Origin of the sequence: Streptomyces sp. NPDC051987 (genome assembly GCF_040680735.1) — a bacterium.
Classification (GTDB): domain Bacteria; phylum Actinomycetota; class Actinomycetes; order Streptomycetales; family Streptomycetaceae; genus Streptomyces.
Genome location: NZ_JBFAXI010000072.1, coordinates 21,146 through 42,033, shown reverse-complemented (window position 1 = coordinate 42,033; position 20,888 = coordinate 21,146). Strand labels below are relative to the sequence as shown.

Annotated in this window: 19 protein-coding genes and 1 riboswitch; of the genes, 14 read left to right on the top strand and 5 right to left on the bottom strand. The window is 72.0% G+C overall.

The genetic code is table 11. The features are described from left to right. Positions 1-81: 81 nt before the first annotated feature. Positions 82-822: a GntR family transcriptional regulator gene (locus AB0M11_RS30025; RefSeq protein WP_365710958.1), complete on the bottom strand. Its 741-nt coding sequence runs from the start codon at positions 820-822 to the stop codon at positions 82-84. A gap of 236 nt (positions 823-1,058) precedes the next feature. Here AB0M11_RS30025 and AB0M11_RS30020 point away from each other — a divergent pair, with 236 nt between their 5' ends. From AB0M11_RS30020 to AB0M11_RS29990, 7 genes are all read left to right on the top strand, one after another. Next, a complete protein-coding gene (locus tag AB0M11_RS30020; protein WP_365710956.1) occupies positions 1,059-2,219 on the top strand; it encodes an extracellular solute-binding protein in 1,161 nt (386 codons plus the stop codon). Next, positions 2,216-3,115: an ABC transporter permease gene (locus AB0M11_RS30015; protein ID WP_365710954.1), complete on the top strand. Its 900-nt coding sequence runs from the start codon at positions 2,216-2,218 to the stop codon at positions 3,113-3,115. Before AB0M11_RS30020 ends, AB0M11_RS30015 begins: the two co-directional genes overlap by 4 nt. Then, positions 3,100-3,918 (top strand): ABC transporter permease subunit, encoded by an 819-nt coding sequence (locus AB0M11_RS30010; protein WP_365710952.1) that lies wholly within the window; start codon positions 3,100-3,102, stop codon positions 3,916-3,918. The genes AB0M11_RS30015 and AB0M11_RS30010 overlap by 16 nt, the downstream gene beginning before the upstream one ends. 6 nt (positions 3,919-3,924) lie before the next feature. Then, the gene (locus AB0M11_RS30005) at positions 3,925-4,989 is read left to right on the top strand and encodes an ABC transporter ATP-binding protein (RefSeq protein WP_365710950.1); all 1,065 of its coding nucleotides are present in this window, start codon (positions 3,925-3,927) and stop codon (positions 4,987-4,989) included. 39 nt (positions 4,990-5,028) lie between these two features. Then, positions 5,029-6,480, top strand: a complete 1,452-nt coding sequence (locus AB0M11_RS30000) for an HAD-IA family hydrolase (RefSeq protein WP_365710948.1) — start codon at positions 5,029-5,031, stop codon at positions 6,478-6,480. Positions 6,481-6,917: 437 nt separating this feature from the next. After that, positions 6,918-7,706, top strand: coding sequence for a carbon-nitrogen hydrolase family protein (locus AB0M11_RS29995; RefSeq protein ID WP_365710946.1), 789 nt, complete (start codon positions 6,918-6,920; stop codon positions 7,704-7,706). A 42-nt stretch (positions 7,707-7,748) separates the two neighbouring features. Beyond that, a complete protein-coding gene (locus AB0M11_RS29990; RefSeq protein ID WP_365710944.1) occupies positions 7,749-9,446 on the top strand; it encodes an NAD(P)/FAD-dependent oxidoreductase in 1,698 nt (565 codons plus the stop codon). Between the two features lie 45 nt (positions 9,447-9,491). On the opposite strand, the gene AB0M11_RS29985 is transcribed toward AB0M11_RS29990, so the two are convergent. From AB0M11_RS29985 to AB0M11_RS29975, 3 genes are all read right to left on the bottom strand, one after another. Continuing rightward, the gene (locus AB0M11_RS29985; protein ID WP_365710942.1) at positions 9,492-10,421 is read right to left on the bottom strand and encodes an LLM class F420-dependent oxidoreductase; all 930 of its coding nucleotides are present in this window, start codon (positions 10,419-10,421) and stop codon (positions 9,492-9,494) included. Between the two features lie 94 nt (positions 10,422-10,515). Then, positions 10,516-11,202: a DUF5995 family protein gene (locus AB0M11_RS29980; protein ID WP_365710940.1), complete on the bottom strand. Its 687-nt coding sequence runs from the start codon at positions 11,200-11,202 to the stop codon at positions 10,516-10,518. A gap of 144 nt (positions 11,203-11,346) precedes the next feature. Continuing rightward, entirely contained in the window at positions 11,347-12,726 is a 1,380-nt protein-coding gene (locus AB0M11_RS29975; protein ID WP_365710938.1) for a solute carrier family 23 protein, read from the bottom strand. 131 nt (positions 12,727-12,857) lie between these two features. Here AB0M11_RS29975 and AB0M11_RS29970 point away from each other — a divergent pair, with 131 nt between their 5' ends. Together AB0M11_RS29970 and AB0M11_RS29965 are read left to right on the top strand one after the other, a co-directional pair. Next, positions 12,858-14,117 (top strand): alginate lyase family protein, encoded by a 1,260-nt coding sequence (locus tag AB0M11_RS29970; RefSeq protein WP_365710935.1) that lies wholly within the window; start codon positions 12,858-12,860, stop codon positions 14,115-14,117. A 130-nt stretch (positions 14,118-14,247) separates the two neighbouring features. Continuing rightward, complete coding sequence (locus tag AB0M11_RS29965; RefSeq protein WP_365710933.1) at positions 14,248-14,706, top strand: thioesterase family protein; 459 nt, start codon at positions 14,248-14,250, stop codon at positions 14,704-14,706. Here the strand turns inward: AB0M11_RS29965 and AB0M11_RS29960 are convergent. Continuing rightward, on the bottom strand, positions 14,666-15,880 hold the full coding sequence (locus tag AB0M11_RS29960; RefSeq protein ID WP_365710931.1) for an MFS transporter: 1,215 nt from the start codon (positions 15,878-15,880) through the stop codon (positions 14,666-14,668). The two genes, AB0M11_RS29965 and AB0M11_RS29960, sit on opposite strands and share 41 nt — an antisense overlap. 122 nt (positions 15,881-16,002) lie before the next feature. Here AB0M11_RS29960 and AB0M11_RS29955 point away from each other — a divergent pair, with 122 nt between their 5' ends. From AB0M11_RS29955 to ribH, 5 genes are all read left to right on the top strand, one after another. Continuing rightward, positions 16,003-17,259 carry an ROK family transcriptional regulator gene (locus AB0M11_RS29955; protein WP_365710929.1) on the top strand — a complete coding sequence of 419 codons (1,257 nt, stop codon included), beginning with the start codon at positions 16,003-16,005 and terminating at the stop codon, positions 17,257-17,259. A 243-nt stretch (positions 17,260-17,502) separates the two neighbouring features. After that, positions 17,503-17,633: riboswitch (FMN riboswitch) on the top strand. A 156-nt stretch (positions 17,634-17,789) separates the two neighbouring features. Beyond that, on the top strand, positions 17,790-18,440 hold the full coding sequence (locus AB0M11_RS29950; protein WP_365710927.1) for a riboflavin synthase: 651 nt from the start codon (positions 17,790-17,792) through the stop codon (positions 18,438-18,440). Further along, positions 18,437-19,078 (top strand): nicotinamide riboside transporter PnuC, encoded by a 642-nt coding sequence (pnuC, locus tag AB0M11_RS29945; protein WP_365710925.1) that lies wholly within the window; start codon positions 18,437-18,439, stop codon positions 19,076-19,078. Before AB0M11_RS29950 ends, pnuC begins: the two co-directional genes overlap by 4 nt. Further along, positions 19,075-20,364, top strand: coding sequence for a bifunctional 3,4-dihydroxy-2-butanone-4-phosphate synthase/GTP cyclohydrolase II (locus tag AB0M11_RS29940; protein ID WP_365710923.1), 1,290 nt, complete (start codon positions 19,075-19,077; stop codon positions 20,362-20,364). The genes pnuC and AB0M11_RS29940 overlap by 4 nt, the downstream gene beginning before the upstream one ends. 23 nt (positions 20,365-20,387) lie before the next feature. Then, positions 20,388-20,873: a 6,7-dimethyl-8-ribityllumazine synthase gene (gene ribH, locus AB0M11_RS29935; protein WP_365710921.1), complete on the top strand. Its 486-nt coding sequence runs from the start codon at positions 20,388-20,390 to the stop codon at positions 20,871-20,873. The last annotated feature ends 15 nt before the right edge of the window (positions 20,874-20,888 follow it).

The window sequence follows — 20,888 nt, the reverse complement described above, 5'->3', positions numbered from 1 at the left end:
GACCCAGGGGCGCGGGGAACTGCGCGACCAGCCACGGACCACCCGCACCCGGCGCACGACCGAACCCCCGCCCCCTACTCCCTACCCCGCGGTCTTCCGCGTCAGCGCGTTGCTGCCGATCGAGTTGTGCACGCTGAAGCTCACCGCGTCCGAGCGGTACCGGTCGTCCGACCACTCCACCGGCCGCCCCTCCCACGTCGTCGTCACCCGCCGCACCCGCAGCAGCGGACTCGACCGGCGCACCCCCAGCAGTTCGGCGTCCCGCGCGCCGCAGGCGACCGCGTCGATGACGTGCTCGCCGTAGGCGAAGACCAACCCCTTGTCCTCGTACAGGCGTTGCGTGACCGACGGGCAGTCCGGCTCTATCGCCTCGACCGCCGGGGAGATCCAGTCCGCGTACACCGTGCGCTCCAGCAGCACCGGTTCGCCGTCCAGGCCGCGCACCCGCAGCACGTGCAACACGGGCGTGCCGAGCACCAGTTGGAGGCGCACGGCGTCCTCCTGGGTGGCCGGCCGGTACTCCTGGGACACCACGTGTCCCGTCGCCTCGCGGCCCATCGCCCTCGCCCACTGCGCGAAGCTGCGCAGCTCCGCGAAGCTCTGGCTGCGACGGCTGGCCAGCACCACCCGGCGGGCGCCCTGGCGGGAGCCGATCAGCCCCTCGGCGGTGAGGGCGGCGACCGCCTGGCGGACCGTGCCGCGGGAGACGCCGTACTCCGCGGCGAGCTCCGTCTCCGAGGGCAGCCGGCTGCCGACGGTGTACTCCTCGCGGTCGATGGCACGCCGCAGCTCGTCGGCGATCTCCTCGTGTCGCGCCGTCATGCTTCCCCTCTGAGTAGGCAGCTGTGCACAGCGTGACCAGCCTAATCGACGTTCCCAGGTGATTCGTGTCAGCCCGTACCCGGCCTGGATTGTGCAGGGAATCAGGGGCTGGAGTTTCGCTGCCGTTCACGAAGGGGAAACCCACGGCGGGCGTACTGGGGCCAACTTGTTCAGACAAGTTCGCCCGGCGCCGCCCGCAGCGCCACCCACCCTCGTGTGTACTCCCTGGAGAGACCGTGACCGTGTCCCTGCCGAGAACCGCCCTCCTCGGCGGCTCCCTCGCCGCCGTAGCCGCGCTCGCCCTGAGCGGCTGCGGTGCCGCTCCCGACAACGCGTCGTCCACCACCTCCGACGGCAAGAACGCCGCCACCGCCACCTCCGCCGCCGACCTCGGCGGCATGGACAAGCTGATCGCCGCCGCCAAGAAGGAGGGCACGCTGCACATCATCGCCGTGCCCCGCGACTGGGCGAACTACGGCGCCATCATCGACGGCTTCCAGAAGAAGTACGGCATCAAGATCGAGGACGAGAGCCCCGACGGCACCAGCCAGGACGAGATCAACGCCGTGACCTCGCGCAAGGGCCAGGACCGGGCGCCGGACGTGCTCGACCTCGGTTCGTCGTTCGCGCTCAGCGCCGCCCAGCAGGGCCTGCTGGCGCCGTACAAGGTCACCTCGTACGGCGACATCCCCGCCGGGCAGAAGGACCCGCAGGCCCGCTGGTACAACGACTACGGCGGCTACATCTCCATCGGCTGCGACGCGAAGCGGGTCAAGACCTGCCCGACCACCTTCGCCGACCTGCTCAAGCCGCAGTACAAGGGCCAGGTCGCCCTCAACGGCAACCCGACCAAGTCCGGTTCGGCGTTCGGCGGTGTCTACGCGGCCGCGCTGGCCGACAAGGGCTCCTTCGAGGACATCCAGCCGGGTCTGGACTTCTTCGCCAAGCTCAAGAAGAACGGCAACTACACGCCCGTCGAGTCCACCCCGGCCACCGTCGAGAAGGGCGAGACGCCCATCTCCATCGACTGGGACTACCTGAACGCCGGTTACGCCGACGAGTTCAAGTCCAAGGGTGTGGACTGGAAGGTGTCCATCCCGAGCGACGGCCAGTACGCCCAGTACTACTCCCAGGCCATCAACAAGGACGCCCCGCACCCGGCGGCCGCCCGCCTGTGGCAGGAGTACCTGTACAGCGCCGAGGGCCAGAACCTGTGGCTCAAGGGGTACGCGCGTCCGGTCCTGATGTCCGCCATGGAGAAGGCCGGCACGCTGGACAAGACCGCCGCCGCCAAGCTGCCCGCGGTCACCGGCACGCCCGCCTTCCCGACCGAGGCCCAGCAGGACAAGGCCAAGACGGTCCTCTCGACGGGCTGGTCGAAGGCCGTCGCCGGATGACGGCCACGCTCACGCGGGCCGACGTGGCGTCCGCCGCTTCCCAGAAGCGGCGGCGCCGCGCCCCCGGCTGGCTCGCCGTCGTCCCGCTCCTCGCCTTCACGGCCGTCGCCTTCGGCCTGCCGGCCGTGGCCATGCTGAACGGCGCCTTCACGGTCAAGGACCCGGCCAGCGGGACGAGTTCGTACACCGCGAGCAATCTCAGCGACTCCCTGCAGGGGCCGTATCTCACCGCCCTCCTCGGCAGCGTCAAGCTGTCCGCGCTCTCCGCCCTCATCGCCGCCGTCCTCGGACTGCCGCTCGCGCAGGCCGTCGTCAGCTCGCGCTCCCGGGCGCTGCGCGAGGCCGTGCTCACCGCCTCCGGCGTGCTCGCCAACTTCGGCGGCGTGCCACTGGCGTTCGCCTTCGTCGCGACCCTCGGCAACGCCGGTGTGCTGACCGTGCGCCTGCACCTCGCGGACCACGGCTGGGACCTGTACAGCTTCTGGGGGCTGGTCCTGGTCTACCTGTACTTCCTGATCCCGCTGATGGTCCTCACCATCACCCCGGCCCTGGACGGACTGCGGGCGCAGTGGCGGGAGGCCGCGCTCAACAACGGCGCGACCGGCCCGCAGTACTGGCGGTTCGTGGCCCTGCCCGTGCTCGCGCCCTCGCTGCTCGGCGGGCTCGTCCTGCTCTTCGGCAGCGCCTTCGCCGCCTACGCCACCGCCGCCGCGATGGTCGGCAGCGCGGTCCCGCTGGTCACCCTCCAGATCGCCGACGCCCTCTCCGGCAACGTCCTGGTCGGCCAGGAGAACGTGGCCCTCGCCCTGAGCCTGGACATGGTGCTGGTGGCCGGCGCGGTGATGGCGGTGTACCTGCCCCTGCAACGACGGAGCGCCCGATGGCTCGACGCCTGACCCCCTGGCGCTGGGCCGTGCTCGGCCTGGCCGCCCTCTACTTCCTGGTCCCGCTGGGTGCCTCCGTCCTGTTCACGGTGGACGTCCCCGGCCAGGGCGTCACCTTCGACGCCTACACGCAGATCCTGTCCGCCGACGGGTTCACCTCCAGCCTGCTGCTCTCGCTGGAGCTGGCGGTCGCGACCATCGCCGTCGTGCTGCTGCTGATGGTGCCCGCCGTGGTCGCCCTGCGGCTCGGCGCGCCCAGGCTGCGCCCGGTGGTCGAGATCGTCTGCTCGCTGCCGCTGGTGGTGCCGCCGATCGCGTTCGTCGCCGGCATCGTGACCGTGCTGAAGTGGGGACCGGACTATCTGTCCAAGACCCCGCTGTTCGAGACGTTCGTCGCCGTCCAGAACCCGAGCTTCCCGGTCGTCCTGGTCCTCGCCTACGTCGTGATGGCGCTGCCCTTCGTCTACCGGGCCCTGGACGCCGGACTGCGCGCGATCGACGTGCGCACCCTCGTCGAGGCCGCCCGCAGCTGCGGTGCCAACTGGCCGCAGGCCCTCGTCCGGGCCGTCCTGCCCAACCTGCGCGGGGCGCTGCTCAACGCGTCCTTCCTCACGCTGGCCCTGGTGCTCGGCGAGTTCACCGTGGCCCGGCTGCTCGGCTTCGAGCCCTTCGCCGTGTGGATCTACAACGTCGGCGGCTCGCAGGCCCAGATGTCCGTCGCCGTCTCCGTGCTCAGTCTCCTGGTGACCTGGGCCCTGCTCCTCGCGCTCGCCGGTGCCGGCGGCCGCGACCGAACCGCTTCCTCCCGGGGATGACACACCATGACCACCGCCACCCTTGAGAAGGCCGCCACCGTCGAGTTCCGGTCGCTGCGCCGCGAGTTCGGCGCCACCGTCGCCCTCGACGGACTCGACCTGACCGTCCGGCCGGGTGAGTTCCTCGCCCTGCTCGGCCCGTCCGGCTGCGGCAAGACCACCGCGCTGCGCATGCTCGCCGGGTTCGAACACCCCGACTCCGGCGCCGTCCTCGTGGACGGCGAGGACGTCACCCACGTCCCGGCCCACCGCCGGGACGCCGGAATGGTCTTCCAGTCGTACAGCCTCTTCCCGCATCTGAACGCCGTCGACAACGTGGCCTTCGGCCTGCGGATGCGCAAGGTGCGCACGAGTGAACGGCGGGCGCGCGCCGCCGAATTGCTGGAGCTGGTCGGGCTCGGCGACAAGGGGGAGCGGTTCCCGCACCAGCTCTCCGGCGGTCAGCAGCAGCGCGTCGCCCTGGCCCGCGCCCTCGCCCTGCGCCCCCGTGTGCTGCTGCTCGACGAGCCGCTGTCCGCGCTCGACGCCAAGGTCCGGCTCAGCCTGCGCGAGGAGATCCGCCGGCTCCAGCAGGAACTCGGCATCACCACCCTCTTCGTGACCCACGACCAGGAGGAGGCGCTGTCCATCGCCGACCGGGTCGCCGTGATGCGCGCCGGGCGACTCGAACAGTGCGCGGAGCCCGCCGAGTTGTACGGCCGTCCGGCCACCGCCTTCGTCGCCGAGTTCGTCGGCACGATGAGCCGGATCCCGGGGACGGCCAGGGACGGCTCGGTCGAGGTGCTCGGGCAGCGGCTGCCGGCCGACGGGCAGACGCCGGGCACGGGCGAGGTCGACGTCCTCGTCCGGCCCGAGGCGGTCCGGGTGCGCGCGGACGGCGCCGGTACGGCCACCGTCGTCGCCACCGCCTTCCTGGGCGCGGTCGTCCGGATCACGGTACGGCTCACCGACGGCACCGAGGTCAAGGCCGACCTGCCCGCCCACGAGGCCGCCGAACTGGGGGCCGGATCCGCCGTGAGCGTGTCGCTGCCCGAGCGGCCGGTGCTCGTGGCGCCGCGCGCCCAGAAGTAACGCTTCCCGAACTCCCCCCACGTGAGGAATGACGACAACGTGACCCCCCACCCACGACTCCCGCTTCAGGCCGTCCTGTTCGACATGGACGGAACGCTCGTCGACACCGAGCGACTGTGGTGGGAGGCGGTGGCACAGGTCGCCGGGCGGCCGCTCACCGAGGCCGACGAACCCGAGGTGCTCGGCCGGCCGGTGGAGCACACCGCCGGCTGGCTCGCCACCGGCACGGACAGACCGGCCGCGGCTCTGGCGGCCGAACTGCACCGGGAGTTCGCGGACCGCGTCCGCACCGGCATCGTGCCCCGCCCCGGCGCCCTCGACCTGCTGGACGCGCTGGCCGCGGCCGGCGTCCCCACCGCCCTGGTCACCGCGTCCCCCCGCACGGTCGCCGACCTGGTCCTCGACGCCCTCGGCCGCGGCCGGTTCGCCGCCTCCGTCACCGCCGACGACACCGGCCGCACCAAGCCCGCCCCCGACCCGTACCTGGCCGCCTGCCGCATCCTCGGTGTCGACCCGGCGGCGTGCGTCGCCGTCGAGGACACCGAGACCGGGGTCGCCTCCGCCGAGGCCGCAGGATGCGCCGTGCTGGCGGTGCCCTCGCTCGCCCCGATCGCCGGCGCGCCCGGCCGGACCGTCCGTGACACGCTGGTCGGGGTCACCCCGAGGGAGCTGAGCGAGATGGCCGCACCGGAACTCCGCGTGATGACCTGGAACCTGTGGCTCGGCGGCAGCCGGATCGACGACCACCGGGCCAAGCAGCTCAAGGCGGTCCTGGACGCGGGCGCGGACGTCGTCGGCCTTCAGGAGACGGCAGGGACCAGCGCCCGGGAACTCGCCGAGGCCCTCGGCTGGCACCACCACACGGCCGGCGAGAACCTCGGGATCATCAGCCGCTTCCCGGTCACCGCCCGCCTCGGCGACCCGGATGTCGGCTTCTACGGCGCCGCCGGGATACGGATCGCCGTCCGCCCCGGCCGCGAGGTCGAGATCTGGACCGCGCACCTGCACTACACGCCGTACGGACCCTACGAGTTCCACTTCGACGGGCTCGGCGCCGACGAGCTGATCGCCCACGAGGAGGTGCGGCTCGGGCAGATGCGGGAGGCCCTGCGCCGGATCGGGGACACGGAGGTGCCGGTGGTGCTCGTGGGGGACTTCAACTGCCCGTCCCACCTGGACTGGCCGGCGGTCGAGTGGCCGGTGACCAGGGCCGCGGAGAAGGCGGGGTTCCGTGACTCCTACCGGGAGGCGAACCCGGACCCGGCCGCCTCGCCCGGCCACACCTGGTCGCCGATCCACCCCGTCCACGAGGACGGCAGCGGGCGGCCCGAACCGCAGGACCGGATCGACTACGTGCTGCACAGGGGGCTGCGCGTGCTCGACTCCCGGACCCACGTCACCGGAGATCCGGCGCCCTGGCCCGACGTGGCGGGCAACGACTGGCCGTCCGACCACGCGGCCGTCGTCACCACCTTCGCCGTCGAGCCCTGACCACGGGGCCAGGTGCGGGTCACCGCGGGCAACCATGGCGGTCGGGCTGGCGATCCCGTAGGTCTTGCACCCTTACTGGCTGGTAACACTCGGTAGGCAACCCATGCGCCGGCCTTCCCCCGGCCAGCGCCAGGCGCTCGACGCGCTGCCGACCGCCGCGCTCACCGCCCTCCAGGCCGGACAACCGGCCCGGGAGTCCCAGGTCGCGCCGGACGAGGCCGGCCGGCCCCGCCGCCGACCCCGGGCTGCTCAAGGAGATCGTGGAGCGGCTGCGGGAGCTCTGAGGACCGGGCCCGCGCAACGAATCGCCGCCGGACGCCCGCCGCACGCAACGAACCGCCCACCGGCGCGCAACGGGTTCTTCTTGCTGGTCGTGCCACCGCGACCGTACCGTCTAGGTGACCCCCGAAAAGCATCCGCACCGGTGAGGACCCCGCATGCGCACCGCCCTGCTCCAGAGCTCAGGCCGCCCCGGATCCGTCGCCGAGAACCTCAAGGTCCTCGACGCGGCCGCGGGCCGTGCCGCCGCCGCGGGGGCCGGGCTGCTGGCCGCGCCCGAGATGTTCCTCACCGGCTACGCGATCGGCGACGACATCGCGCGCCTCGCCGAGCCGGCCGACGGCGAGTCCGCCGACGCGATCGCCGAGACGGCCGTCCGGCACGGGATAGCGCTCGTCTACGGCTACCCGGAGCGGGACGGCGAGACCGTCCACAACTCCGCGCAGCTGATCTCCGCCGACGGCACCCGGCTCGCGAACTACCGCAAGACCCACCTCTTCGGCCCCGCCGAGCGCGAGCACTTCACCCCGGGCGAGCAGTCGCTCGTCCAGGCCCGGCTCGGCGGGCTGACCGTGGGCCTGATGATCTGCTACGACGTCGAGTTCCCGGAGAACGCCCGCGCCCACGCCCTGGCCGGCACCGACCTGCTCGTGGTGCCGACGGCGAACATGCATCCGTTCCAGTTCGTCGCCGAGGCCATGGTCCCGGTGCGCGCCTGGGAGAACCAGATGTACGTCGCCTACGTCAACCGGGTCGGCCCGGAGGGCGAGTTCGAGTTCTTCGGACTGTCCGCCCTCGCCGGCCCCGACGGCATCGCCCGCACCCGCGCCGGCCGCGGCGAGGAACTGGTGGTCGCCGACGTCGACCCCGCCTTCCTCGCCGCCTCCCGCGAGGCCAACCCGTACCTGAAGGACCGCCGCCCCGGTCTGTACGGATCCCTGGTCTGAAACACCCCCAACGCCCTGTCTGTGCAAGGAGTCCGTACCCCCATGACGTCCACCGTGCCCAACGCCGTCGAGCATGCGGACGAGCAGCAGCCGCCGATCACCATGTTCGGCCCGGACTTTCCCTACGCCTACGACGACTTCCTCGACCACCCGGCGGGCCTCGGACAGATACCGGCGACCGAGCACGGCACCGAGGTCGCCGTCATCGGCGGCGGCCTGTCCGGCATCGTGGCCGCCTACGAGCTGATGAAGATGGGCCTGAAGCCGGTCGTCTACGAGGCCGACAGGATCGGCGGGCGGCTGCGGACCGTCGGTTTCGAGGGTTGCGACCCCTCGCTGACCGCCGAGATGGGCGCGATGCGCTTCCCGCCGTCCTCCACCGCCCTCCAGCACTACATCGACCTGGTGGGCCTGGAGACCCGCGCCTTCCCCAACCCCCTCGCGGAGGCGACCCCTTCGACCGTCGTCGACCTCAAGGGCGAGTCGCACTACGCCGAGACGATCGACGATCTCCCGCAGGTGTACCGGGATGTCGCCGAGGCCTGGAACAAGTGCCTGGAGGAGGGCGCCGACTTCTCCGACATGAACCGCGCCATGCGCGAGCGGGACGTGCCGCGCATCCGCGAGATCTGGGCCAGGCTCGTCGAGAAGCTCGACAACCAGACCTTCTACGGCTTCCTCTGCGACTCCGAGGCCTTCCGGTCCTTCCGGCACCGCGAGATCTTCGGCCAGGTCGGCTTCGGCACCGGCGGCTGGGACACCGACTTCCCCAACTCCATTCTGGAGATCCTGCGGGTCGTCTACACCGAGGCCGACGACCACCACCGCGGCATCGTCGGCGGCTCCCAGCAACTGCCGCTGCGGCTCTGGGAGCGCGAGCCGGAGAAGATCGTGCACTGGGCGTACGGGACCTCGCTCGCCACCCTGCACGAGAACGGTGCGCCCCGGCCCGCCGTGACCCGGCTGCACCGCAGCACCGGGAACCGGATCACCGTGACGGACGCGAACGGCGACATCCGCACCTACCGGGCGGCGATCTTCACGGCCCAGTCCTGGATGCTGCTCTCCAAGATCGCCTGCGACGACGCGCTCTTCCCGATCGACCACTGGACCGCGATCGAGCGCACCCACTACATGGAGTCCTCGAAGCTGTTCGTGCCGGTCGACCGGCCGTTCTGGCTGGACAAGGACGAGCAGACGGGCCGTGACGTCATGTCGATGACCCTCACCGACCGTATGACCCGCGGTACTTACCTCCTCGACGACGGTCCGGACAAGCCCGCCGTCATCTGCCTCTCCTACACCTGGTGCGACGACAGCCTGAAGTGGCTGCCGCTGTCCGCGCACGAGCGGATGGAGGTCATGCTGAAGTCGCTCGGCGAGATCTATCCGAAGGTCGACATCCGGAAGCACATCATCGGCAACCCGGTGACCGTGTCCTGGGAGAACGAGCCCTACTTCATGGGCGCGTTCAAGGCCAACCTGCCCGGCCACTACCGCTACCAGCGGCGCCTGTTCACGCACTTCATGCAGGACCGGCTGCCGGCCGACAAGCGGGGCCTCTTCCTCGCCGGTGACGACATCTCCTGGACGGCGGGCTGGGCCGAGGGCGCCGTCCAGACCGCGCTGAACGCGGTCTGGGGCGTCATGCACCACCTCGGCGGAGCGACCGACCCGGCCAACCCCGGCCCCGGCGACGTCTACGACGAGATCGCACCGGTCGAACTTCCCGAGGACTGACCGGCCGCGGAGTGACCACAGAAGGGGCGGCCGGTCCGGGAGCGCCTAGACCCCGGCCGCCCGCGCCTTCTCGTACACCTCCGCTGCGACGTCCTTGAGCTCCTGGGCGTCGCGCGCGGTGCTCTGCAGGTCGATCAGGATCTCCTCCAGGCCGACCGCCGCGTGGGCCACGAGGTCCTCGACGATCTGGTCGACGCTGCCCTGGAAGGGGCCGCGGTCGGAGCCCTCGTAGGCCTTGGGCGTGTACACGGCGTTGACCCGCACCACGGTCTGGATCGGTTCCGTGCGGCCGCGTTCGGCCGCCAGGTCCCGCAACTCCTGCCACTGGGCGGCGAGCTGCTCGGCGCCCATGCCGACGGGCAGCCAGCCGTCCGCGTGGTCGACCAGCCGGCGCAGCGCCCTCCTGCCGTGCGCGCCCAGCATGATCGGGATCGGCCGGGCGGGCTTGGGGCCGACCACGGCGGAGGCGATCGTGGTGATCTGCCCGTCGTAGTGCACGGGGTCGGGGCCCCAAACCGCCCGGCACACGCCGATGATCTCGTCCAGCACCTTGCCGCGGTCCTCGAACGGCCGGACACCGGCCGCCGCGTACTCGTCGAGGGACCAGCCGGTGCCCAGACCCGCCAGTACCCGGCCGCCGCTCGCCGCGTCCAGCGAGGCCAGCGACTTGGCCAGCTGGAAGGGGTTGTGCAGGGGCGCCACCAGCACGCTGCTGCCCAGCCGGGCCCGCTCGGTGGCCGCGGCGGCGAGGGTGAGGGTGACCAGCGGGTCGGCCACGGACCGGTAGGTGTCGGGCCAGGGGACCCCCTCCATGCCGTACAGCCCCTGGGTGGCGGGTTCCGGGAACAGGGCCCGCTCGAAGACCCACAGGCTCTCGTAGCCGATCTGTTCGGCGGCGCGTGCCACGTCGGCGACGTCGGTGCCGAGGGAGTACTGCCGCATCTGGGGAAGCGAGAGGCCGAGCCGGACGGTCATGCCGGTGCTCCTTTGCAGTCGGGTGCCTGCCGTGAACGTGCGGCGTCCGTGGGGGATTCCGGACCTCGCTCGGCACCGAGCAGATCAGGCCATCTCAGTCGCCCAGCGGGATGAGCAGCATCCGGCCCGCCAGGCCGACGGCCGCGTCCAGCCGTTCGGTGAACTCCTCGGCCAGGTCCTCGAACCTGCGCAGCGCCCACAGCGCTCTCGCCGCCGACCAGGTGGCGTCCCGGGCCCGCTCCAGGCTCCAGGAGCCGAGCAGATGGGTCAGCGGGTCGGCGACCTGGAGCAGGTCCGGGCCGGGCATCAGATCCTCGCGGACGCGTTCCTCCAGCGAGACGAGCAGGTCGCCCACGCGGTCGAACTCGTCCTGCAGATCGGACGGTTCGCAGCCGAGCGTGCGGCAGGCGTCGACCACGGCCAGCGCAAGGTCGTGGCCGATGTGCGCGTTGATGCCGGCCAGCGCGAACTGCAGTGGGCGGACCCCGGGATGGCGGCGGAACTGGAACAACGGCCGCCAGCAGGCGGGGGGTCGGCGGCCTGCGGCGTCCGCGGCCACGGCCGCCAGGTAGCGCTCGGCGAACCGCACGTCGAGCGTGGCCGCGGCCTCGGGGTCGGTGAACCGGCCGGTGCGCAGGCGCCGTTCGACCTCCTCCGTGACGGCGAGGTACACCCGGTTGAAGACCGCGACCCCGTCCCGCGCGGGCAGGTCCGCGTCCAGGGCGCGCATCCGGGAGACGACGGTGCCGACCGGAGCGGTGAGGTGCTGTGACTGCGCCATGGGGGAAGGGTCCCAGTCCCGGCCCGGCGTGGGTGCCGACGGGCCGGACGCTTCCCCGGAACGGAGGAACGGCCCCGTCGAGGGGAGGGGCGAGCGGGCCGCCGTCCCGGGCGGGCCGCCGTCCCGGGAGGGCACGTCGGCGGCCTACGGCCGGGTGTCGTCGTAGGAGCTGGTGCCCTCGTCGAGGAGCGGCTCCTGGCTCTTGAGGTGGGCCGGGGCCATGGCGCGCAGGGCGTGGTAGCCGATGATGACCACCAGCGTGCCCAGGGCGATGCCGCTGAGCGAGAAGGTGTCGGAGAACTTCATGCTGACGTTGCCGACGCCGATGATGATGCCGGCGGCCGCCGGTACCAGGTTCAGCGGGTTGCGCAGATCGACCTTGGCGTGCAGCCAGATCTGCGCGCCGAGCAGGCCGATCATGCCGTAGAGGATGACCGTGATGCCGCCGAGGACGCCGCCCGGGATCGCGGCCACGACCGCCCCGAACTTGGGGCAGACGCCGAAGAGCAGTGCGAAGCCGGCCGCGGCCCAGTAGGCGGCGGTGGAGTAGACGCGGGTCGCGGCCATCACGCCGATGTTCTCGGAGTAGGTGGTGTTGGGCGGCCCGCCCACGGCGGTGGAGAGCATCGAGGCGACGCCGTCGGCCGAGATCGCCGTGCCGAGCCTGTCGTCGAGCGGGTCGCCGGTCATCTCGCCCACCGCCTTGACGTGCCCGGTGTTCTCGGCGACCAGGGCGATGACGACGGGCAGGGCGACCAGGATCGCCGACCACTGGAAGGACGGGCCGTGGAAGGACGGCAGCCCGATCCAGTCGGCCCTGCCGACTCCGGAGAGGTCCAGGCGCCAGTGGTAGGTGACCTTGCCGCTCGGGCCCAGGGAGTGGATCCGGCCGAAGATCCGGTCGAGGGCCCAGGAGAGGACGTAGCCGAAGACCAGGCCCAGGAAGATCGCGATGCGGGACCAGAATCCACGCAGACAGACGACGGCCAGACCGGTGAACGCCATCACCAGCAGGGCCGTCCACTGGTCCTGGGGCCAGTAGGTGGAGGCGGTGACCGGCGCGAGGTTGAAGCCGATCAGCATCACCACCGCGCCGGTCACGATCGGCGGCATCGCGGCATGGATGATCCGGGCACCGAAGCGCTGGACGGCCAGCCCGATCAGGAACAGCACGGCGCCGACCACGAAGATCGCGCCGGTCACCGTGGCGCTGGTGCCGCCCTGAGCCCGGATGACGGCGGCCACCCCGACGAAGGACAACGAGCAGCCCAGGTAGCTGGGGACCCGGCCGCCCGTCGCCAGCAGGAAGATCACGGTCGCGACGCCGGACATCATGATCGCGAGGTTGGGGTTCAGCCCCATCAGCACCGGGGCGACGAAGGACGCGCCGAACATGGCGACCACATGCTGGGCGCCGAGCCCGATCGTGCGCGGCCAGGAGAGCCGTTCGTCGGGGCGTACCACCGCTCCGGGCGCGGGCGTGCGCCCGTCGCCGTGCAGTCTCCAGCGCACGCCGAGATCCATGGTGTCTTCGCTTTCCTTGTACGTGAAGACGGTCCGGACCATTGTCACGGCTACCTCGTGGTTCTACGCTCACACGGTCCTACTCGTGAATTGAGTTCACATATCTGATTTCAGGTTGATCGGAGTGCTCGATGAGTGGAAGATCCCGCGCGGCCGTCCTGCTGACCGCTCTGGTGGCGTTCGGAGCGGTCCTCGTCCCCTCCGCCCACGCGGCGGCGAAGGCCCCGGACACCGCCGTCCTCGACGGTGCCCGGCTGGAGCGCACCAGGGTCGAACTGCGTGCCGGTGACCCGAACCTGCGTCGCGCGCTGCGCGACCTGACGAACCGCGCCGACACCTGGCTGGACCAGGGCCCCTGGACGGTCGTCGACAAACCCAGGCCTGCCCCGGGCGGCGACGTCCACGACTACCTCAGCCAGGCCCCCTACTGGTGGCCCACCACCACCCCCACCGCCGCCAACCCCTGGGGCTGCCCCTATGTCCAGCGCGACGGCCAGCGCAATCCCGAGGTCGACAGCGGCACCGACCGCCAGGACGCCGAGAAGGTCTTCGACTCGACGTACGACCTGTCCCTGGCCTGGTACTACACCGGCCGGCGGGAGTACGCGGAGAAGGCCGGGCAGATCCTGCGCACCTGGTTCCTCGACCCGGCGACCCGGATGAACCCGAACCTGAACCACGCCCAGTTCATCCCGTGCAAGTACGACGGCCGGGCCATCGGGATCATCGACTTCTCCCAGTCCTACACGAGCGTGGCCGACGCGCTGGCGATCCTCGGCACCGGCGCGCCCGGCTGGAGCGCCGCGGACCGGGCCGGGATGCGGAGCTGGAACAGCGACTTCCTGGACTGGCTGAAGAACAGCGCCTTCGGCAAGGAGGAAGGGGCCGCCGCCAACAACCACGGCACCTTCTACGACATGCAGCTCGCCGCCCTCGCCTACGCGACCGGCGACAAGGCGCTGGCGAAGAAGACCGTGCTGGACGCGCGGGCCAGGCGGATCGACCCGCAGATCGCGGCCGACGGCAGCCAGCCGCAGGAGCTGGCCCGCACCAGGAGCTGGCACTACTCGACCTTCGACCTGGTCGCCTACACCCGGCTCGCGGCCATCGGCCGACACGTCGGCGTGAACCTCTGGGCCTACCGGGGGCCGGCCGGCCAGAGCCTGTCCAAGGCCGTCGACTACCTGCTGCCGGCCGCGACCGGGACGGCCGCCTGGTCCCACCCGGAGCTGGAGTTCCACCGCTACGCGGCGAGCGACGTCGTCCACGCCGCTGCCGACGCCGGCGACAAGGCGGCCCAGCAGGCGGTGCGGCGGCTGGAGGCACCGCCCGGCGGCGACCTCTGGGCCCTGCGGCCCGCCGCCGAGCAACTGGACTCGATCGCAGGCTGACCGGCCCCACGGCCGACCCCGCGACCGGCCCCACGGCCGGCCCGGCGGCCCCTCACAGGCCGGGGCTCCTGAGCGTCCGCTTAGGATGGAGTGTCCCCACCGCTTCGTCCAGCGCCCAGGAGCCCCACCCGTGACCGCCGAAGCCCCGTCCGCCCCCGCCCTCGCCTACGGTCGGCTGCTGCCGGTCAGCGTCCACTTCGACGACCTCGACGCGCTCGGGATGCTGCACAACGCCCGCTACCCGCTGCTGGTCGAGCGTGCCTGGACCGAACTGTGGCACGGGCACGGCGTCCGCTTCGACGGCGACTGGGCCACCGCCGGGGACGCCTGCAACGTGGTGCGGGAACTGCAGATCGGCTACGAGGCGCCGGTCACCAGGTCGGGCCCCTACGCCGTCCACCTGTGGCTGGAACGGCTCGGCACCACCGGCCTGACCTACGGCTTCCGCTTCTGCTCGCCGGACGGCGCGACCACCTACGCGCGGGGCACCCGGGTGCTCGTCCGGCTGGACCCGGCCACCCTGCGTCCCGCGCCCTGGAGCGAAGGGTTCAGGGCCGTGGGCCGGGAACTGCTGCGGCCTCGGGGCTGACCTCCGCACGAGCGCCCCGCGTCCCGGCGCGCAGTACGCCCGCGAACCCCACCAGGCCCAATGCCAGGACCGTGACCAGGCCGAACGACACCACCAGGCTCGTCGCCTGGGCGATGCCGCCGATCAGGCTGGGCGCGATCAGGCCCGAGGTGTAGGTGATCGTCGCCACGCCCGCGATGGCCTGGCTCGGGTTCGGCCCGGCGTGTCCGGCCGCCGCGAAGCACAGCGGTACGACGACCGCGATGCCGAGGCCCATCAGCGCGAACCCGGTCATCGCCACCGCGGGCTGCCCGGCGAGGACCACCAGCAGCCCGCCGAACGCGGCCAGCACGCCCCCGGCGCGCACGGTACGGACCGCACCGAAACGGTTCACCACCGCGTCCCCGCCGATCCGGGCCACGGCCATGGCCAGCATGAACCCGGTGGTGGTGGCCGCCGCGAGCCCGGCCGTGCTGTCCATCCGGTCCCGCAGGAACACCGCCGACCAGTCCAGGCTCGCGCCCTCCGCGAACACCGCGCAGAAGCCCACCGTGCCGATCAGCAGGGCCGACCTGGGCGGCAGCGTGAACCGCGGCGGCGGCTCCTCGTCCTCGCCGGCCTGGACGTCCAGGACGAACCCGGCCGTCAGCACGCCGAGCACGGTGAGGACGGCCGACGCCAGGGCGAAGTGCACACGCGCGTCCGTGCCCAGATGGGCGGCGAGGGTGCCCGCGGCCGAGCCGATCAGGGTGCCCGCGCTCCACATGCCGTGCAGCCCCGACATGATCGACCTGTCGAGCAGCCGCTCGATCTCCACCCCGAGCGCGTTCATCACGACGTCCGCCATGCCCGCGCTCGCGCCGTACACGAACATCGCCAGGCACAGCAGGTACAGGTTCGTCGCCAGCGACGGCAGGATCAGCGACAGCGTCCACATCGCGATCAGCCCGCGCAGCGCCGTACGGCTGCCGAAGCGGTGGCTGATCCGGCCGGCCAGCGGCATCGCGCACGAGGCGCCGAACGCCGTGAACGCGAGCGCGAAGCCCAACTGCCCGGCGCTGAGCGAGGCGTGGTCCTGGACCCATGGCACCCGGGTCGCGAACGAGCCGGTGACGGCACCGTGCACGGTGAAGACCGCCGCGACGGCGTACCGCGCGCGCTTCACCCCGTGCTGCCCGTGACCCACGTCTTTCATGGTCCTGCTCCTCCCCGGACGGGTGCCGCCCCGCTGTCCGCCGTAAACTATCAGGGACCCTTCCTGATAGATAGGGTGCCGTACGGCCGTCCTGGGTCGTCGGATCTGGGAGGATGCCCGTCATGCCCGCATCACCGAGCACCGCCCGGGCCATCAACGACCGGCTCGCGCTGAGCCTTCTGCAGCAGGAAGGCCCGCTGACGGCAGGGCAGTTGAAACAGCTGACCGGCCTGTCCCGGCCGACCGTCGCCGACCTCGTCGAACGGCTCACCGCGTCCGGTCTGATCACGGTGGTCGGCGAGGCGGGCGAGCAGCGCCGCGGGCCGAACGCCCGGCTGTACGGCATCGTCGCCGATCGCGCCCACCTGGCCGCCCTCGACGTGCGCACCGAGAGCGTCTCGGTGCTGGTCTCCGACCTGGTGGGCCGGGTGCTGGCGGAAGGGTCGGTCCCGGTCGACCCGGAGGCGGGGGAGGCGGCGGCCGTGGAGCAGGCCGTGGGGCTGGTGGAACGGGTGGCGAAGGAGGCGGGGGAGGCCGAGGACGGAGGTCAGTTGCACACCGTCGGCATCGGCGCGCCCGGCCTGGTCGACCCGGCCACCGGCGAGCTCCGCGACTCGGCGGGCCTGCCCGCCTGGCACCGCCGCCTGGTCGCCGCCCTCCAGGAGCGCTTCCCGCAGGCCCGCGTGAGCGTCGAGAACGAGACCAACCTGGCCGCCCTCGCGGAGCAGCGGGAAGGCGCCGCCCAGGACCGCGACACCTTCGTCCTGCTGTGGCTCGACGACAGCTGCGGCGCCGCCGTCGTGCTCGACGGCGGCCTGCGCCGGGGTGCCTCCGGCGGCACGGGCGAGATCGGCTTCCTGCCGGTGCCGGGCACCGCCGGACTGCCCACGGCGACGGACTGCTCGGGGGGTTACCACTCGCTGGTGGGAGCGGCGGCGATCGTGGAGCTGGCGCGGGAGTGCGGGATGGAGTCAGGGATCGGTGCGACCGCCGCGAGCCTGGTGGCCGAGGCCGCTGGTGCGGACGCGCCCCGGAGGGGTGCGGGGGACCGCGCGACCGGCACCGACGGCGCCGCGCCCGGCTCCCGGTCGAACCGCGCACACGCCCGCTTCCTCGACACCCTCGCCGACCGCATCGCCCTCGGCGTCGCCGCCGTGGTGGCCATCCTCGACCCCGGCTGCGTGGTGCTCGGCGGGGAGATCGGCCCTGCCGGTGCCGCCGCGCTCGCCGCACGCGTGGAGGAGCGGATCCGCCGGATGTCGCCCCTGCCCACCGAGGTGCGGCCAAGTGCCCTGGGGGGTGCGGCCGTTCTCCGCGGCGCCCTGCTGACCGCACGGGCGCGGGCCCAGGACGAGCTGTTCGCGCCGCGGGACCGCTGAGCCCCGCGGGAGTGACCCGGCGGCGGGCAAGGGCCGTCGTCACCGCCGCCGGGCCCCTGGCACCCTAAAAGGACTAGACCAATAGGTCAATAGCTGACAGGAAGTCAAGATCCCTGGTCCGGGGGCGGGTTCTGCACATCGCGACCGTGCTGGGAAGTCCAGCGGCGCAAGCTGTGAGGCACCCCACATCTCTCCCCTGTATGGACCGCCATCCGGCGTGGCACACTGGCCGTGTACCAGAAGCAGCGCACTCCGGGGTCGGTGAAACTCCGAACCGGCGGTTACAGTCCGCGACCCGTCCGCTTCCAGCGGCCGGTTGACCAGGTGAAATTCCTGGACCGACGGTTAAAGTCCGGATGGGAGGCAGTGCGCGGCGGGCGAGCATGTACCTGTGCGCGCCGCCGTATCTGGTCTCGTCCCTCGCGGGCGGGACCTTCTCGGCGTCGCCCTCGGTGTGGTCGGCCGTCCCTTCTGTCGTTCGTCGACAGGCCCCGGAGTCCGTGCCCCGTTGAGGCAGGAGGACCCGGGAAGTGTTCACCGGAATCGTCGAAGAGCTGGGTGAGGTCACCGCCGTCGAGAACCTCGGCGACGCGTCCCGTTTCCGGCTCCGTGGCCCCGTGGTGACCGAGGGCGCGCAGCACGGCGACTCCATCGCCGTGAACGGTGTCTGTCTGACCGTCGTGGAGCACGAGGGCGACGAGTTCACCGCCGACGTCATGGCGGAGACCCTTGAGCGTTCCTCCCTCGGCGCCCTGGACGTCGGCTCCCGCGTCAACCTGGAGCGGCCGACCGCTGTCGGCTCCCGCCTCGGCGGCCACATCGTGCAGGGCCACGTCGACGGCACCGGACAGGTGCTGGCGCGCACCCCCTCCGAGCACTGGGAGATCGTCAAGGTCTCCCTCCCGGCCGGTCTCGCCCGCTATGTCGTGGAGAAGGGCTCCATCACCGTCGACGGCATCAGCCTCACCGTGGTCGAGGCGGGCCCCGACTACTTCACCGTCAGCCTCATCCCCACCACCCTCGACCTCACCACCCTCGGCCGCAAGCAGCCCGGCGACCCGGTGAACCTGGAGGTCGACGTCGTCGCCAAGTACGTGGAGCGCCTGCTCGCGAACACGCGGCCCGCCGACCCGCAGATCGCCGGCACCCCGCTCGCCGACACGCAGGGAGCGGACCGGTGAACTGGCTGAACTCCCAGGCCTTCACCCTCTTCGGCCAGCACATCATCTGGTCCGACATGATCGGCAACATCCTCGGTCTGATCACCCTCGCCCTCGGCTGGCGCCGCTCGCTGCTCACCTGGCCGGTGCAGTTCCTCTCCGGCCTGGTCCTGTTCATCGCCTTCTACGGGCACCTCGCCGGCAGCGCCGGCAAGCAGGTCGTCGTCATGGCCGTCGCGCTGTACGGCTGGTGGCAGTGGAACCGCAACAAGGGCCAGTCCGGCGACGGTCACATCGTCCCGCGGTTCGCCACCTGGCGGGAGCGCGGCGCGATGGTCGCCGCCGCGGCCGTCGGCACCGTCGCCGTCGCCCTGCTCTTCAAGGCCTGTCCCTCGCTGTCCTGGGACCCCTGGCCGGACGCCTACATCTTCGTCGGCACGATCGTCGCCATGTACGCCCAGGCCCGCGGCATGGTCGAGTTCTGGATCGCCTGGCTGCTGGTCGACGTCGTCGGCGTCCCCCTCAACTTCGCCAACGGCTACGCCTTCTCCGGCTTCGTCTACGTCATCTACGGCGCGCTCGTCCTGTGGGGCATGCGCGACTGGTGGCTGCGCTCCCGCCAGGGCTCGCGGCCCGCTCTGGAAGGAGCACCCGCATGACCGCGGCACCGATTCTCTACAGCACCGACGGCATCGACGACCTCACCCTCGACCCGGTCGAGCAGGCCATCGCCGACATCGCGGCCGGCCGGCCGATCGTCGTCGTCGACGACGAGGACCGCGAGAACGAGGGCGACCTGGTGATCGCCGCCGAGAAGATCACCCCCGAGATCGTCGCCTTCATGATGAGCGAGTGCCGCGGCCTGATCTGCGCCCCCATGGAGGGCGAGGAACTGGACCGGCTGGACCTGCCGCAGATGGTCGGTGACAACACCGAGTCCATGAAGACCGCGTTCACGGTCTCCGTGGACGCCTCCGCCGCACACGGCGTCACCACGGGCATCTCGGCCGCCGACCGCGCCACCACGCTCCGCCTGCTCGCGAGCGGCGAGGCGGAGCCGACGGACCTCGTCCGCCCCGGTCACGTCTTCCCGCTGCGCGCCCGGCCAGGCGGCGTCCTGGTCCGCAACGGCCACACCGAGGCCGCCGTCGACCTCGCCCGCCTCGCGGGCCTGCGCCCGGCCGGCGCCATCGTGGAGATCGCCGGGGAGGACGGCCGGATGCTCCGCCTGCCGGAGCTGATCCCGTTCGCCCGCAAGCACGGCCTGACGATCATCTCCATCGCGGACCTGATCACCTACCGCCGGGCCGCCGAGCCCACCGTCCGCCGCGAGGCCGAGGTCAACCTGCCGACCAGGCACGGCACCTTCACCGCGTACGGCTACCGCTCCACCACCGACGGCGTCGAGCACGTCGCCCTCGTCCACGGCGAGATCGGCGACGGCGAGGACGTCCTGGTCAGGGTCCACTCCGAGTGCCTCACCGGGGACGTCTTCGGCTCCGCCCGCTGCGACTGCGGTCCCCAGCTCGACGAGGCCCTGGACCGCATCCAGGACGAGGGCCGGGGCGTCGTCGTCTACCTGCGCGGCCACGAGGGGCGGGGCATCGGACTGCTGTCCAAGCTGCGCGCGTACGAACTGCAGGAGCGCGGCCGCGACACCCTCGACGCCAACCTCGAACTCGGCCTGCCCGCCGACGCCCGCGACTACGGCGCCGGCGCCCAGATCCTGGCCGACCTCGGGGTGCACAGCGTCCGGCTGATGACCAACAACCCCGACAAGAGCGACGCGCTGCTCGGCCACGGACTCAAGATCAGCGGACGCGAGCCGATGCCCGTGCAGGCGGGCGAGCACAACCTCCGCTACCTGCGCACCAAGCGGGACCGGATGGGGCACGACCTGCCCTGGCTGGACGCGGCCCCCCTGTCCACCTGCAGCAACCAGTAAGCACACCGAGGAGACAAGAGAACGTGAGCGGCAAGGGTGCACCTGAACTGTCCGTGCGCAATGTCAGCGACCTGCGGGTCGCCGTCATCGCCTCCCAGTGGCACGCGAAGGTGATGGACGGCCTGGTGGACGGCGCCCTGCGCGCCCTGCGCGACCTGGGGATCGACGAGCCGACCCTGCTCCGGGTCCCCGGCAGCTGGGAGCTCCCGGTCACCGCCAAGGTCCTCGCCGGGCGCGGCTACGATGCGATCGTGGCCCTCGGCGTCGTCATCCGCGGCGGCACCCCGCACTTCGACTACGTGTGCCAGGGCGTCACCCAGGGCCTCACCCAGGTCTCGGTGGAGACCGGCGTCCCGGTCGGCTTCGGCTTGCTCACCTGCGACGACGAGGAGCAGGCCCTGGACCGGGCGGGCCTTGAGGGCTCGCACGAGGACAAGGGGCACGAGGCGGTCACGGCGGCGGTGGCGACGGCGGCCACCCTCCGCTCAGTATCCGAACCCTGGCACTGAGCGACGCCGCGGTTG

Excerpts from the sequence above, each read along its gene's own strand:
- AB0M11_RS29940 (WP_365710923.1), top strand. The coding sequence starts at position 19,075 with ATGACCGCGGCACCGATTCTCTACAGCACCGACGGCATCGACGACCTC.
- AB0M11_RS29995 (WP_365710946.1), top strand. The coding sequence starts at position 6,918 with ATGCGCACCGCCCTGCTCCAGAGCTCAGGCCGCCCCGGATCCGTCGCC.
- AB0M11_RS29960 (WP_365710931.1), bottom strand. The coding sequence starts at position 15,880 with ATGAAAGACGTGGGTCACGGGCAGCACGGGGTGAAGCGCGCGCGGTAC.
- AB0M11_RS30005 (WP_365710950.1), top strand. The coding sequence starts at position 3,925 with ATGACCACCGCCACCCTTGAGAAGGCCGCCACCGTCGAGTTCCGGTCG.
- AB0M11_RS29985 (WP_365710942.1), bottom strand. The coding sequence starts at position 10,421 with ATGACCGTCCGGCTCGGCCTCTCGCTTCCCCAGATGCGGCAGTACTCC.
- AB0M11_RS29975 (WP_365710938.1), bottom strand. The coding sequence starts at position 12,726 with ATGGATCTCGGCGTGCGCTGGAGACTGCACGGCGACGGGCGCACGCCC.
- AB0M11_RS29980 (WP_365710940.1), bottom strand. The coding sequence starts at position 11,202 with ATGGCGCAGTCACAGCACCTCACCGCTCCGGTCGGCACCGTCGTCTCC.
- AB0M11_RS29955 (WP_365710929.1), top strand. The coding sequence starts at position 16,003 with ATGCCCGCATCACCGAGCACCGCCCGGGCCATCAACGACCGGCTCGCG.
- AB0M11_RS29970 (WP_365710935.1), top strand. The coding sequence starts at position 12,858 with ATGAGTGGAAGATCCCGCGCGGCCGTCCTGCTGACCGCTCTGGTGGCG.
- AB0M11_RS29990 (WP_365710944.1), top strand. The coding sequence starts at position 7,749 with ATGACGTCCACCGTGCCCAACGCCGTCGAGCATGCGGACGAGCAGCAG.
- AB0M11_RS30025 (WP_365710958.1), bottom strand. The coding sequence starts at position 822 with ATGACGGCGCGACACGAGGAGATCGCCGACGAGCTGCGGCGTGCCATC.
- AB0M11_RS30015 (WP_365710954.1), top strand. The coding sequence starts at position 2,216 with ATGACGGCCACGCTCACGCGGGCCGACGTGGCGTCCGCCGCTTCCCAG.
- AB0M11_RS30010 (WP_365710952.1), top strand. The coding sequence starts at position 3,100 with ATGGCTCGACGCCTGACCCCCTGGCGCTGGGCCGTGCTCGGCCTGGCC.